Source organism: Vibrio sp. THAF64 (genome assembly GCF_009363455.1).
GTDB classification, from domain to species: domain Bacteria; phylum Pseudomonadota; class Gammaproteobacteria; order Enterobacterales; family Vibrionaceae; genus Vibrio; species Vibrio coralliilyticus.
This window is the reverse complement of record NZ_CP045356.1, coordinates 750,477-764,607: the sequence shown is the minus strand read 5'-3', so window position 1 is coordinate 764,607 and position 14,131 is coordinate 750,477. Positions and strand designations below refer to the sequence as shown.

15 protein-coding genes are annotated in these 14,131 nt (G+C 46.5%); 9 read left to right on the top strand and 6 right to left on the bottom strand.

The window, feature by feature from the left end; all coding sequences use genetic code 11:
• Positions 1 to 20: 20 nt before the first annotated feature.
• Positions 21 to 854: a pyruvate, water dikinase regulatory protein gene (locus FIU99_RS20000; protein ID WP_006960380.1), complete on the top strand. Its 834-nt coding sequence runs from the start codon at positions 21 to 23 to the stop codon at positions 852 to 854.
• Between the two features lie 43 nt (positions 855 to 897).
• Here the strand turns inward: FIU99_RS20000 and FIU99_RS19995 are convergent, their stop codons facing one another.
• The 4 genes from FIU99_RS19995 to FIU99_RS19980 form a co-directional block, all read right to left on the bottom strand.
• Entirely contained in the window at positions 898 to 1,302 is a 405-nt protein-coding gene (locus FIU99_RS19995) for a hypothetical protein (protein ID WP_006960381.1), read from the bottom strand.
• A gap of 181 nt (positions 1,303 to 1,483) precedes the next feature.
• Positions 1,484 to 2,215 carry an ABC transporter substrate-binding protein gene (locus tag FIU99_RS19990; protein WP_006960382.1) on the bottom strand — a complete coding sequence of 244 codons (732 nt, stop codon included), beginning with the start codon at positions 2,213 to 2,215 and terminating at the stop codon, positions 1,484 to 1,486.
• Positions 2,216 to 2,276: 61 nt separating this feature from the next.
• A complete protein-coding gene (locus FIU99_RS19985; RefSeq protein WP_006960383.1) occupies positions 2,277 to 3,176 on the bottom strand; it encodes a DMT family transporter in 900 nt (299 codons plus the stop codon).
• A gap of 148 nt (positions 3,177 to 3,324) precedes the next feature.
• The gene (locus FIU99_RS19980) at positions 3,325 to 5,034 is read right to left on the bottom strand and encodes a phospho-sugar mutase (RefSeq protein WP_006960384.1); all 1,710 of its coding nucleotides are present in this window, start codon (positions 5,032 to 5,034) and stop codon (positions 3,325 to 3,327) included.
• 357 nt (positions 5,035 to 5,391) lie between these two features.
• On the opposite strand from FIU99_RS19980, the gene coxB reads away from it, so the two are divergent.
• Genes coxB through FIU99_RS19960 form a run of 4 tightly spaced genes read left to right on the top strand, consistent with a single transcriptional unit; the run spans position 5,392 to position 9,704 of the window.
• The gene (gene coxB, locus FIU99_RS19975) at positions 5,392 to 6,546 is read left to right on the top strand and encodes a cytochrome c oxidase subunit II (protein WP_006960385.1); all 1,155 of its coding nucleotides are present in this window, start codon (positions 5,392 to 5,394) and stop codon (positions 6,544 to 6,546) included.
• Positions 6,543 to 8,210 carry a cytochrome c oxidase subunit I gene (ctaD, locus tag FIU99_RS19970; protein ID WP_006960386.1) on the top strand — a complete coding sequence of 556 codons (1,668 nt, stop codon included), beginning with the start codon at positions 6,543 to 6,545 and terminating at the stop codon, positions 8,208 to 8,210. Before coxB ends, ctaD begins: the two co-directional genes overlap by 4 nt.
• A gap of 10 nt (positions 8,211 to 8,220) precedes the next feature.
• A complete protein-coding gene (locus FIU99_RS19965) occupies positions 8,221 to 8,823 on the top strand; it encodes a cytochrome c oxidase assembly protein (protein WP_006960387.1) in 603 nt (200 codons plus the stop codon).
• Complete coding sequence (locus FIU99_RS19960; protein WP_006960388.1) at positions 8,820 to 9,704, top strand: cytochrome c oxidase subunit 3; 885 nt, start codon at positions 8,820 to 8,822, stop codon at positions 9,702 to 9,704. The genes FIU99_RS19965 and FIU99_RS19960 overlap by 4 nt, the downstream gene beginning before the upstream one ends.
• Before the next feature lie 12 nt (positions 9,705 to 9,716).
• Here the strand turns inward: FIU99_RS19960 and FIU99_RS19955 are convergent, their stop codons facing one another.
• Positions 9,717 to 9,956 (bottom strand): DUF2909 domain-containing protein, encoded by a 240-nt coding sequence (locus tag FIU99_RS19955; protein WP_006960389.1) that lies wholly within the window; start codon positions 9,954 to 9,956, stop codon positions 9,717 to 9,719.
• Here FIU99_RS19955 and FIU99_RS19950 point away from each other — a divergent pair.
• Genes FIU99_RS19950 through cyoE form a run of 4 tightly spaced genes read left to right on the top strand, consistent with a single transcriptional unit; the run spans position 9,946 to position 13,185 of the window.
• Positions 9,946 to 10,695, top strand: a complete 750-nt coding sequence (locus tag FIU99_RS19950; protein WP_039951909.1) for an SURF1 family protein — start codon at positions 9,946 to 9,948, stop codon at positions 10,693 to 10,695. The two genes, FIU99_RS19955 and FIU99_RS19950, sit on opposite strands and share 11 nt — an antisense overlap.
• A complete protein-coding gene (locus FIU99_RS19945; protein WP_006960391.1) occupies positions 10,688 to 11,236 on the top strand; it encodes a hypothetical protein in 549 nt (182 codons plus the stop codon). The genes FIU99_RS19950 and FIU99_RS19945 overlap by 8 nt, the downstream gene beginning before the upstream one ends.
• A 21-nt stretch (positions 11,237 to 11,257) precedes the next feature.
• Entirely contained in the window at positions 11,258 to 12,292 is a 1,035-nt protein-coding gene (locus FIU99_RS19940) for a heme A synthase (RefSeq protein WP_006960392.1), read from the top strand.
• Positions 12,289 to 13,185 (top strand): heme o synthase, encoded by an 897-nt coding sequence (cyoE, locus tag FIU99_RS19935; RefSeq protein ID WP_006960393.1) that lies wholly within the window; start codon positions 12,289 to 12,291, stop codon positions 13,183 to 13,185. Before FIU99_RS19940 ends, cyoE begins: the two co-directional genes overlap by 4 nt.
• 13 nt (positions 13,186 to 13,198) lie before the next feature.
• Here cyoE and FIU99_RS19930 read toward each other — a convergent pair whose 3' ends face one another.
• A complete protein-coding gene (locus FIU99_RS19930) occupies positions 13,199 to 14,113 on the bottom strand; it encodes an amino acid ABC transporter permease (protein ID WP_006960394.1) in 915 nt (304 codons plus the stop codon).
• Positions 14,114 to 14,131 lie beyond the last annotated feature (18 nt).

The following is a 14,131-nucleotide window of genomic DNA, read 5'->3' as shown; positions in this document are numbered from 1 at the left end:
TTTTAAAGTTTAAATAAAAGATGCAAATTGATATTCAAAGTCGTGATGTATTCTATGTTTCTGACGGTACGGCCATAACATGTGAGACATTAGGCCATGTTGTTTTGGGTCAATTCCCGTTTAACGCCAACGAAAAAACGTTTCCGTTTGTCGAAAGTGAAGACAAATTAGCTGATCTACTGAAAGAGATTGAACAGTCTTACCAAGAGAGCGGTGTGAAGCCTTTAGTGTTTTTTTCCATCGTTATACCGGAGATCAAACAGAAACTATTGGAAGCCCCTGCATTCAGTTACGATGTGTTGGCGAGTATCGTCCAACAGGTTAAAGATGATATCCAGATGGAGCCAAAACCGAAGTTGCAGCGATCGCGCAGTGTAGGCAAAGATTCTGACACCTACTTTGACCGCATTGCAGCAATTGAATACACCTTAGCGCATGATGATGGCATTACGCTCAAGGGAATGGACGAGGCAGACATTATATTGTTGGGCGTTTCTCGAAGCGGTAAAACGCCAACCAGCCTTTATATGGCGATGCAATTTGGTCTACGAGTCGTGAACTACCCATTTATTGAGGAAGATATTCGTCGTCTGAGACTGCTGCCAGAATTCGAAATCCATCGCCATAAATTGTTTGGTCTGACGATAGATCCTGAAAGATTGACGGAAATTCGCGAGAACCGTTTGGCAGGCAGTGAATATGCGAGTACAGAACAGTGCATCAACGAGTTGGAAAGTGTTGAGGCTTTATTCCGACGTGAAGCCATTCCATATATCAATACTTCATCGTTGTCGGTAGAAGAGATTTCAACCCGCATCCTTGAAAAAGCGGGCCTGAGAAGACGGCTACTGTAAATCAAAGAAGCTGGGGCAGTGAATGCAGGCTGCCCCGAACGACTTATTTGAATGAGTAGGTGACGCCAAATGAAGCTCCGACACCGAAATCCAAGCCGTCACTAATACCTAACTCTGGGTGCACCTGCGCATAGATTTCCCATTTGTCTGCAAAGTGAACTTCAACACCTAGTGGTAGGCGTGCACCAAAGTCATCATCCCATTCGTAGTAACCTCCAGCGCCTAAAAACCAGTTGATATCGGTTTCTGATTCTATGTCACCACGCTTAAATACGTAGTCCATGGCCATGCCATCATTTCCTGCCGTCATTCTAAAAGTGCTATTAAGATCGAAGATGACGCTCAGGTCTTGATCATAACCAAGGCCGACGGAGATGTTTGGGTCTTCAGCGGCAATACTGTTTGACGATACTGCGGCCAGCGCCAGTATAGGTAATAACTTTTTCACTAATCTGTTCCTGTTGTTGAGTAAAAGCGCCGCATGCTGCTGCATGGGCTGTGGTGAGCAGATTAGTGAGCTGGATGAAAAATGTTATCAAAGTTCAGTCAGTTATATATTTTTGATAATAATTTTATATATCACTTGTTGGGATTATTGGTGGGCTAAGTGCTAAAGTTCGGGTCGATATTTAATTGGTTTGGAATCTTCTCAAGCCTTTATCGAGGATATTCCGCAGAGCTGGACCATGTTCATATTGTTTGGAAATCAACATGTAAAATTTATGCTTAGGCATATTTGGAATCGGCTTAGATTCGATCTCTTCACTTACGTAAGTAATACCCCAAATGCTTTTAATTCCTTCGAGTATCTCCTGCCAAGATAGAATAACGTCGCATCTTTGTTCTTTGAGCTCTGTAACGAGTTCATGCATGTTGTGAGAGTATTGGTCAACATTTTTAAGCCAGAAATCGCCATAGTTGTAGCCGTGGATCCCACAGACCTTGTATTTATCTAACTCCGCGACGCCATCAATGTTTAGTCCTTGAGGAAATCTCGACTTTTTATATAAGTAGTGGGGAGTGACGTGATAGTACCAAGTTGTATACAGGTAGTGCTTGGCACGCTCTTCTGAGTGTGAAGCGCTGACTGCAATTTGGAATTCACCGCTCTTCGCACCTTTAAGGCAGCGGGTCCATGATGTCATGGTGAAATTGAAGGTGATGTTTTTAGGTATCAAAACCTCGTTAAGAACCTCGAGATCGAAGCCTTTAACGTCTTCTCCATCTAGGTATGTATAGGGAGGCCAGTCGATAGAGTCGCCGCAGATACTAAGATGTTCGTCACGGAGTTCTATCTCCGTGGCGAGGGCTTTAGAGCTGGTTAGCAGAATCAGAAAGCAAAAACATACTCGTAAATTCATTGCGGGGTGTTTTCATTATCATCGTTAATGACAAGTATAGACACCCCGAGAGGGTTTGAAGCTATTTCGCCCGTTGGAACGGTGGCTTCAAATGTTGCCCAAAGACGTTGATTAATGCGCCAATGACAATCAACGAGCCACCCAAATATGTCCAATAGGATGGGATTTCGTTGAACACCCAAGCACCAAGTAGGGCCGAAAATACAATTTGCACATAGGAATAGGCTGAGGCTTTGCCTGCGGCTTGAGTCTGCATCGCTTTGGTTAGCCCGTATTGACCTATCTGAGTAAAGACGCCAACTAGGATCAGCATCAAGGTCAAAAATAGACTTGGCCATACAAAATCATCGCCTATCAACATCATCGAGGTTGGTAGGGCCATCAGTGGAAAATAGAAAATAATCACTGAGCTATCTTCTGTCTGGCTTAATCGACGGACAATCACATAAGCAATAGAGCTACCAAAGGCACCAAGTAGTGCCATCATCACGCTAAACAGCGGTAAGTCTGAGCTGGAGCCTGTTTGCATGCTCGGCTGAACCATCACACCTAAACCCACTAAACAAAGCGCGATGCAGATCATAGTCGAAAACTGAATGCGCTCTTTGAGAAATAGCACACCAAGTAAAGCAGTAAACACAGGGTGCACATATTGGAGGATAGTTGCTTCTGCTAGTGGAAGTGTTGTCACTGAATAGTAAACACACATGAGAGCGACCGTGCCGACTGCGCCGCGAAGCATTAACAAGGGCTTATTGTGCCCCCATACTGAAATGCGCTTGCGTTTGACATCTAGGTAACTGATCACCAGCGAAACTAATGCCCTTGCGGCAACAATTTCAAACACAGGAATACCATAGTTGCTGACGTATTTGACGCAGGCCGACATTAAGGCAAAGCCAAGCGCCGAAAGCAGCATAAAACGCACCCCAACAGGGATGACAGATAAAACGGTATTCATGACGATTCAATCACTAGAGGAAAGTGGAAGCCAAACTTTAACATATTTGTCAGTTTGAAGGTGTTTGGGGATTGAAATAAGAGTAGAGATATAGAAAAAGCGGCTAACCAGCCGCTTTGTAAACAGGTACTTTCGAGACGATGACTCGTTAGTGATCCAAACTTGTTTGGTGCTCACTGATCAGCATATCCAGCGCTAGCTCAGCTTTTTCTTCCGCGACGGAAAAGCTATCTGCTGCATCAAATGCTTCGACGACTTCGTAATAGCACTTCAGCTTAGGCTCCGTGCCTGATGGACGAACGATGACACGTGCACCGCCAGATAGGTGATAGATCAAAACGTCACTGGCTGGTAAGTCAATAGATTCAGTTTTTCCGTCTGCAAAGGTGCGTGTTGAAGATTTCAAATCTTCAATCACTTCGACTTTACGGCCCGCGATTTGATTTGGCTGCGCAGCTCGTAGCTTGTCCCCAACAGGTAGTGCTTTTGGATCGAGCGCGGTGCTATGCTGAGCGTTGATGTACATACCGTGCTCGCGATAAATGCTTTCCAATTGATCCCACACCGTTTTCCCCTGACTCTTTAGCTCGGCGGTTAGCTGAGAGAAAGCGACCAAAGCAGACAAGCCATCTTTATCCCACACTTTATTACCCACGGTGTAGCCTAATGCTTCTTCATAAGCGAACAAGAATTGCTTCTCTGTGGTTTGTTTTTGCATGGCGATATTAGTCAGCCATTTGAAACCTGTCAGAGTTTGGTAGTACTCAGCGCCATGAGAAAGTGCAATCTTCTTAAGCAATGTTGAAGACACGATAGTATTACCAATCAACTGTTTGGTTGCATCAGTATGGCTGAGTAGGTAGTTGCCAAATAGAGAACCCACCTGATCGCCCGTTAGCATCTGGTATTCGCCATCAGGTCGACGAGCAGCGACCGCAAAACGGTCTGCGTCTGGATCATTGGCACACGCGATGTCGGCGTCATTAGCTTTCGCCAGCGCGACCACCATATCCATAGCACCAGCTTCCTCAGGGTTAGGGAAGTTCACAGTCGGGAAAGAGCCATCGGGGTCACGTTGCTCGGCAACGCTGTAGATTTTGGTGAAGCCTGCATCTTTTAGCAGTGTTTCTGCCATGTCAGCACCTACACCATGCATTGCGGTATAGGCGACGCCAACCGCTTCTGGCTGTTGATGATTAGCCAGCAGTGGGTTGCCATTCATCGTTTGGCGATAAGTCTCGTAGTAATCTTCTTTTAGCCACACGAGAAGATCATGCTTTTCTGCATCATCAAGATTCATCAGAGGGATGGGTTTTGTGGCGGCTTCGTCGATTTCTCCAGCAATACCAGAGTCATGAGGAGGAATAATTTGAGCGCCATTTTCCCAATACACTTTAAAGCCGTTGTACTCGGGTGGGTTGTGGCTGGCTGTGACGACAACAGCAGCGGTGGCATTAAAATGACGAACACCAAATGCAGCGATAGGTGTCGCAGCAACATCGTGTGTCAGGTATACCTTGATGCCTAAAGAGGTCAATACAGAGGCGGTATCATGAGCGAATTGCTTTGAATCTGGGCGTCCATCATACCCAATGACAACGCCACGTTTTACTGCATCTTGAACGTGCTTAATAAGATAATGACCAAGCCCGGTAGCCGTTTCCTGAATAACAAGTCGGTTCATTCGATTTGGACCACAGCCAACTTTTCCTCGTAAACCAGCAGTACCAAACTCCAACCTCTGGCTAAATCGGTCAGCTAATTCTTGATATTGCTCTTTATCAATCAAGTGTTGAAGTTCTTCACGAGTACGTGGATCCGGATCTTTTTCCAACCAACGAGTAACTTGTTCCATCATAACTTATTTCTACCTTTAACTATCGTTATCCCAAGTGTATGACATTTGGGAAATAATGGATGGATATTAAGTGATATTGATTATCATTTGCGAGAGCGCAATCGCTAAACCAATTATTGTGATCAATCTTCAATTTAACCTGCTCAAGTTAGCGACATTTCCATTAGCACTTTCTTGCACAATTAGTAAACGCCAACTAGCTTTTATTAACATAACTATAACAAATTACATCGAATTTGCTGTTTACAAGGAATTTTCCGCACCCTTTGGCCCACTAGGACTTTTTTGCGTCATTCAGGCTAAAGGGCGCCTTGGATAAATCATCAGAGATGATGCCTCAGGCAGAGGAGAGGTCTTTTGAAAAGATTACAGGTTTCACTGTGGCAACTGATCAATGTGTTGTTTGTTGGTTTTGCTACTTCAGTCAACGCTGAAGAGAACACCTTGAACATGACCAGAGGTGTGACAGGCATCAGTAATGAAGTCTATGACTTACACATGCTGATCTTCTATATCTGTTGCGCTATTGCCGTTGTGGTATTCGGGGCAATGTTCTATTCCATGTACCATCACAGAAAATCAAAAGGGGCAGTGGCGGCTAACTTCCATGAAAGTACCAAAGTGGAAGTGATCTGGACGGTCATCCCCATCATCATTCTGGTTCTCATGGCAATTCCGGCGACTCGTACGCTTGTCGCCATGGAAGATACGTCCCAATCCGATCTGACGATTAAGGTCACTGGCTCCCAGTGGAAGTGGCACTACAGCTACTTCGGAGAAGACGTTGAGTTTTTCAGCTTGTTAGCAACCAGCCAAAAAGCCATTGATGGTATAGAAGAAAAAGGCGCACATTATCTTCTTGAAGTTGATAACCCTCTCGTGTTGCCCATCAACCGAAAAGTACGATTCCTCCTGACTTCCGATGATGTAATTCACTCTTGGTGGGTACCTGACTTTGCAGTGAAGAAAGACACGATCCCGGGCTTTATCAACGAAGCGTGGACGCGCATTGATGAGCCCGGTGTTTACCGTGGCCAGTGTGCAGAGCTATGTGGCCGAGCACATGGATTCATGCCCGTTGTTGTTCATGCCATGGAAGAAGACAAATACGATGCTTGGCTATTGGCGAAAAAAGCCGAGATAGAGCAAGCGAAGCAAGAAGCGGCAGCATCTCTAACCGCGTCACTATCGCAAGAAGAACTGATGACGATAGGTGAGAAGGTTTATGTCGACCGATGTGCCGTCTGTCATCAGGTGAGTGGCGCGGGTATTCCAGGAGCTTTCCCTGCGATTACAGGCAGTAAGATCGCGACGGGCGATGTTGATACTCATATTGATGTGGTGGTTAACGGTCGGGCAGGGACTGCAATGCAGGCTTTTGCTAATCAGCTTTCGGACAAAGAAATTGCGGCTGTGGTGACGTACCAACGTAACGGTTTAGGAAACAGTACGGGTGATGTGGTGCAGGCATCCGATGTGAATGCATTTAAGGCATCCAAGGAGGGGCAATGAAAACGTCCAAACCTGAGTCAATGAATTCTGAATCAGTAAAATCAGCGCCAGCGGCTGATGCCGAGTTAGGAAGAGCAAACAGTGCGATTGCCATTGATGAACACGATGATCATGAGCATCACGAAGCGCCTTCTGGCATAACCCGCTGGATTTATTCGACCAATCACAAAGACATCGGGACGCTTTACCTTTGGTTCAGTTTCATTATGTTCCTGACCGGTGGAGCCATGGCGATGATCATTCGCGCCGAGTTGTTCCAACCTGGCCTGCAATTGGTCGAGCCCCAATTCTTCAACCAGATGACGACCGTGCATGGTTTGATCATGGTGTTTGGTGCGGTCATGCCAGCCTTTACTGGCTTAGCAAACTGGATGATTCCGATGATGATTGGCGCACCAGATATGGCGTTACCACGGATGAACAACCTCAGTTTTTGGATCTTACCTTTTGCGTTCTTAATCCTGATTGCTTCGTTATTTACGGAAGGTGGGGGCCCTGATTTCGGCTGGACTTTCTACGCGCCGCTTTCTACGACTTACGGGCCTGACAGTACGGCGTTGTTTGTATTCTCAGTTCACATCATGGGGATTAGCTCGATCATGGGCGCGATCAACGTGATCGTCACTATCGTCAATATGAGAGCGCCGGGAATGACTTGGTTCAAGATGCCGATGTTTGTCTGGACTTGGTTGATTACTGCTTTCTTGTTGATTGCCGTCATGCCTGTACTGGCGGGGGCGGTGACTATGGTTCTGACTGACAAGTACTTTGGCACATCATTCTTTGATGCCGCAGGTGGTGGTGACCCTGTGATGTTCCAGCATATCTTCTGGTTCTTCGGTCACCCCGAAGTGTACATCATGATCTTGCCTTCGTTCGGTATTGTGTCGGCCATCATCCCAGCGTTCAGTGGTAAAAAATTGTTTGGTTACCACTCGATGGTGTACGCCACTTGTAGTATCGCGCTGTTGTCCTTCTTGGTTTGGGCACACCATATGTTTACAACAGGGATGCCTGTGTTTGCCGAACTCTTCTTTATGTATTGCACCATGCTGATTGCGGTGCCCACTGGGGTCAAAGTGTTCAACTGGGTGGCTACGATGTGGCGGGGTGCGATGACATTCGAGACACCGATGTTGTTTGCCATTGCTTTCATTATTCTGTTTACCATCGGTGGGTTTTCCGGTCTTATGCTGGCGATTGTTCCTGCAGACTTCCAGTACCACGATACGTATTTTGTGGTCGCGCATTTCCATTATGTGTTGGTCTCAGGAGCGGTATTCTCGATTATGGCCGCTGCTTACTATTGGTTACCGAAATGGACAGGGCATATGTATGACCATAAGTTGAGCTTGTGGCATTTCTGGTGCTCAGTGATTTCGGTCAATGTCTTATTCTTCCCGATGCATTTTCTTGGCTTAGCTGGGATGCCACGACGCATTCCTGACTATGCGATTCAGTTTGCCGACATCAATCAGATAGTGTCGATTGGTGGTTTTGCCTTTGGTTTGTCTCAGCTCATTTTCCTCTGGTTAGTGATTAAATGTATCCGCGGAGGAGAAAAAGCTGAGGCAAAACCGTGGGATCGTGCTGAAGGGTTGGAGTGGACAGTTCCAAGCCCAGCACCGCACCATACATTCTCTACCCCACCGAAAGTGGATTGAGGGAAGCGCTATGGATGGACAACAGCAATCCAATAACAAATTAACCTTGAAGCTGCTGGCAGCAGTGGTGGCAATGTTTGGCTTTGGTTTTGCGCTTGTCCCGTTATATGACGTGATGTGCGAGGCTTTAGGAATCAACGGAAAAACAAATACTGAGTCTGCGCTACAGCCACAGGGTATGGTTCCTGACACATCACGTCTTATTCGAGTTGAGTTTATGGCACACAGAAATCAGGGTATGCCTTGGTTGTTTGAACCTAAGCAACAGTCAATGGATGTGCATCCCGGAGAAGTGATTCAGACGGCCTACATAGCAACAAACCAGTCATCCATAGCAACTATCGGTCAGGCTGTTCCTTCAGTGTCTCCGGGTATGGGCGCGTCGTATTTCAACAAAATTGAATGTTTCTGCTTTAATCACCAACCACTGGAAAGCCTGGCGAAGGCCGAAATGCCTTTGATCTTCTACATTGAGCCAGATATTCCAGAGTCGATTCATACATTAACGCTGTCGTATACCCTCTACGACATTACGGATAAGGTTCCTCAACCCGTTGAAGTAGCACGAATGGAACCGAGTGGCGACCTCACACAGCAAGGAGCTAAGCCATGAGTTCAAAACATCAATCATATTATGTTCCGGCTCAAAGCAGCTGGCCAATTGTCGGAGCGGTTGCGCTGTTTCTTATCGCGGTTGGCGCGGGGATCACGGTGCAGAACATGGCCGAAGGTGGAGAAGGCAGTATCTTCGGTAAGTTGATTCTTCTGGCTGGATTCCTGTTCCTGCTCTACATGTTTGCGGGTTGGTTTAGCAATGTGATTACCGAGTCGATGACAGGTAAGTATTCTGAGCAAATTTCTCGCTCCTTCAGGCAAGGAATGAGTTGGTTCATCTTCTCTGAAGTGATGTTCTTTGGCGCCTTTTTCGGAGCACTGTTTTATGCGCGCATGATCTCAGTGCCTTGGTTGGGTGGCGCGAGTAATAACGCGATGACTCATGAAGTTTTGTGGCCCGCGTTTGAAGCACTTTGGCCACTGACGACCACACCTGATGGTGTCACAACGACGGCGATGGGATGGCAGGGGATTCCGCTGATTAACACCCTGATTCTTCTGACTTCCTCTATCACTTTGCATATGGCCCATACGAGTCTTGAGCAGAACAAACGTATGGCGCTCATTGTATGGCTAGAAATTACGATTGTTCTGGCTGGATTTTTCCTTTATTACCAAGGTGTTGAGTATGCCCATGCTTATCAGGACCTGAATCTTACGCTGCAATCCGGAATATATGGCAACACTTTCTTCTTATTAACCGGCTTTCACGGTATGCACGTTTTCTTAGGGACAACGTTCCTAATCATACTGCTCGCCCGTGTGGCAAAAGATCATTTTACTCCTAAGGATCACTTCGCGTTTCAGGCAGGCAGCTGGTACTGGCACTTTGTCGATGTGGTTTGGCTATGTCTGTTTGTTTTTGTTTATGTGCTGTAGGTGTGTTCGCCCTTAGTAAGGACGAACATTAGGTTCAATAAAACCTGTAAGAAGGGCGGCGATCAATAACACAACGGCAAGTGCAGAGAGGAACACCCGTCGGCCAAGGTAATAACTCATAGGCTTATCTTGGCGAGGCTCCTCATCACTTTCAGGCTGAGGCCCTTTCACCATTTCGAGCATCGCTCTTGCGAGGTTTACGATGATAAACAGTAGTAACACTACCAACAGCGATTTGAAGATGAATACCATAAAGTCTTCCTTATCAGTTCAGATGAAGTCGTACTCGTTTTGGGTTGGTCTGTTATTAACTGTGGTTGCCTTTTCTATTTTGGTCAACTTAGGCTTGTGGCAACTATCGAGAGCTGAAGAAAAGCAGCAAATGGAGCGGTTTTTGGATGCACGAGAACAGGCCCCTGCAATCGATATTACTCAGCTAAACGTTACCGAGACCCGCTACCTTACAGGCATGCGGGTTACCGCTGAACTATGGCCTATCGAGGGCAAGTACCTATTGCTCGATAATCAAACCTATCAAGGTGAAGTTGGTTATTTGGCTTATCAGCTTATGGAGTTTGGGGGTGATCGTGCGGTTTTGGTGGAACGCGGCTTTATTCCTTCAAAGGGCCAGCGAGGCAACTTGCCCAGCGTTGACTGGCTGAACAGCCCACTGATATCAGAAGCGAGAGTTTACCAGCGCTCTTCGAACCCGCTGAGTGATGAGCTGTATATTGAGCCGGGTGTTCCGCATCGAATTCAAAATCTCAATATTGCTGAACTTGAACAATATTGGCAGCACCCAATAGAGCCTTACATTTTACAGCCCCGCACGTCAGATTGGCCCTATGGGCAGCCTTGGAAACCTGTCCCGCTGGGTTCCGCTAAACACACAGGATATGCCGTTCAGTGGTTTAGTATGGCCGTGGCTCTCGTGTTGTTGAGTGGTTGGGTTTTTATCAGAGCATTAAAACAAGGAGGTCAGGATGGCTAATCCAGTTACAAGAGGCAGAATCATTCTGGTTGCCTTGGTACTAATGTTTGCTTTGCCCGCAGTCATTGCTAAGACATTTCTCGCCAATCATTGGTATGAATCTGGCGTGACGAACAAAGGCGAATTGATTGAACCAAAGCAAAGTTTTGATGGACTTGGAATCAGCAACCCTTATGCAAGCGAGCAATGGCAATTGGGGTACTTAATTCCGCAGCAATGTGATGAATTCTGTCAAAAGCAAGTGTACTTGCTAGGTCAAAGTCATTTAGCGCTGGGCAAATATCAGAGCCGAGTCGCGCCTGTGCTGCTTGTCTCTGAGCTCAGTGATACATCGGTATTGGAAAAGGGTGGGTTTGAAGCCATCAAAGTGAATCAAGCCTTCCATCAGGTTGTGTCTGACTTTGAGTACGTCATTGTCGACCCATTGGGCCAATTGGTGATGCGTTATCCCAAAGTGGAATCACAAGACGATTTGGTCCGCCAAAGCAAAGATGTACTAGCGGACTTAAGGAAACTACTTAAGTTATCAAGAGTAGGCTAACAGCAGGGAAGGAGTTTGGTTATGGGATTGACCAATTTAGTTCGCCTAAGTCTCGTATTGACGTTCATTGTCATCATGCTTGGTGCCTATACCCGATTGGCTGACGCTGGACTAGGATGTCCCGATTGGCCGGGATGTTATGGCCAGTTGACCGTACCTAACGATCAAAAAGAAATAGCACTGGCAAAATCCTTGTATCCAGAGCTCACTGTTGAAGCGAATAAAGCTTGGCTGGAAATGATCCACCGCTATTTTGCGGGCACGCTGGGTTTATTGGTGTTTGCTATTTCATTTCGAGTGATTAAAGAGAAGTCGTTGCCTTATGGCCTGCCGATTGTTATCTCTTTAGTGGTGGTTTTTCAGGCGCTCTTGGGTATGTGGACGGTAACCATGAAGTTGATGCCACTGGTGGTGATGGGGCACCTTCTTGGAGGGTTTACACTGTTTTGTCTACTTGCGCTTCTGTATTGGCGGCTACTTGATCGCAAGTCACATATTGAAGCCGTCCCTCATGTATCTGGTTGGCTAAAGTTTCTCGCCCCTGTCACTTTGTGTTTTGTTGTTATTCAAATAGCCTTGGGCGGCTGGACATCATCCAACTATGCCGCCCTAATGTGTACAAGTTTACCGGTATGTGAAGGGAACTGGACAGAGCATCTGGATTTTGACCGCGCTTTTCAGTTGATACAACCCAAGCAAGAAACCTACGAGTTTGGCACGTTAGACTATGGCGCTCGCATGACGATTCATGTAACGCACCGATTTGGTGCTGTGCTGGTGGCTCTGTTGTCCATCAGTTTACTTTGTGCGTTGCTATGTGCCAGAAATCCTAAGCTAACAAGTGCCGCTTTCAAAGTGGGTGTGTTGCTGATTCTACAAATCAGCTTAGGTATTGCTAATGTCTTACTTAGCTTACCTCTTGTGGTGGCGGTTGCGCATAACCTAGTCGCTGCTTTGTTGCTGCTTTCAGTCCTCCATGTCAATTATCTGCTGCGGCAGAAAGTCACTGCTAATGCCCATTCCACTCGATTTTTTCGTAAGGAGAGTTCGCGATGAGTAATTCTATCAGTCACATCTCTGAACAAGACCGATCATTATGGCGAACCTACCTCACTCTGACTAAGCCGAAGGTGGTTGCTTTAATGCTGCTTACCGCTCTGGTCGGAATGTGTTTAGCGGTGCCAGGATCACTACCTGTTCAACAATCAATTCTTGGTATGTTGGGGATTGCTTTGATGGCAGGTTCTGCTGCGGCATTTAACCACCTGATTGACCGACGAATTGATGCGGTTATGGCTCGAACATACAAGCGACCTCTGCCGTCGGGTGAACTCAATGTGCGCAATGTGTTTGCGTTCGCCACTGGAATCGGGCTCGCCGGATTTGTGGTCTTGTATGTCTGGGTTAATGCGTTGACAGCTTGGCTGACTTTTGCCAGTTTGCTGGGCTATGCCGTTATCTACACCATGTACTTAAAGCGCGCTACGCCACAAAACATCGTCATTGCGGGGATTGCTGGTGCGATGCCGCCGTTACTTGGTTGGACGGCTGTCACAGGTGAAATGCATGCTAATGCCTGGCTGCTTGTGATGATTATCTTTATATGGACCCCTCCGCATTTTTGGGCATTAGCGATTCATCGCAAAGAGGATTATGCCAAAGCCGATATACCAATGCTGCCTGTCACGCACGGTGAGGAATATACGAAAACATCAATACTGCTTTACACCGTATTATTACTTATCGTTTGCCTGTTCCCTGTGTTGGTTGGGATGGCAGGAGTCTTCTACCTAGCCTCCGTAACAATACTGTCTGCGCTGTTTGTCTATCACGCTTGGAAGCTGAAATTTGGTACTGACGAGAAGCAAGCCATCAAAACATTTAAGTTCTCTATTTGGCACCTGATGTTGCTGTTCTCAGCGCTATTAGCCGAGCACTATTTGATTTGAGAGAAGTACCTGTCTAGCCATTTGCTTGATGTTTTAATGAATGACGCTCAAGCCTTTTAAACAAGGCGGAAAGCGTCAGGCAAAATATCAGGTAAGTGGCGCCTACAATTAGCCAAATTTCAAAGATAAGACCGGAGGAGTTTGCCATCTCTGTGCCAACGAAAGTCATTTCTTGAATCGAAATCAGTGACACAATCGAGGTATCTTTGACTAATGAAATGGCTTGTCCGGCAAGTGCAGGAGTAATTGCGGCTAATACCTGAGGGGCGATTACCAAGCGGTACTTAGCCCAAGTGGACAGCCCTAATGCGTCCGCCGCTTCCCATTGTCCTTTTGCTATGCCAGCCAAACCTGAACGTACTATTTCAGCAACATAGGCAGAGGAAAGGATCCCGACACAAAGTACGCCAGACAGTAGATTTTCCCATAGGGACTTAGGCCCGAACAACATCGACTGCAACGCATTCGCATCTCCGGAGTTCTCCCTTAGAACTCCTTCCAACCCGATAGCGGGAATGAGCTGATTTGAGATAAAAAAGTAGAAGATAAACACAAAGACCAGCGGGGGAATATTTCGGATTAACTGAATATACACATTGGCCAGTGAACGAAATACGTAAATGGAAGAATGCCTAGCTACACCAATGAGTGTTCCCAGGGTTAGTGCCAGTAGCATTCCCCAAACACTGAGCCGTAATGTCGAGATCACACCCTGAATGAAGTAGGGCAACGACCCATCAGAGCGTGAAGTAAAGATCAGCGTGAATGCTTCGCTCCATCGCCAAGTGTAATTCACTCCGATAGAAGCACGTTGGTAAAGCCAGAATCCAAACACAGCTAAAGCAAGCAATAAAACCAAATCTAGCTTATTGAAGCTTAAGCTGGGTTTTCTGTCCTGACTGGCGGTCAGTAAATTCGATTTATTCACCTAACGTCCTGCTAATCT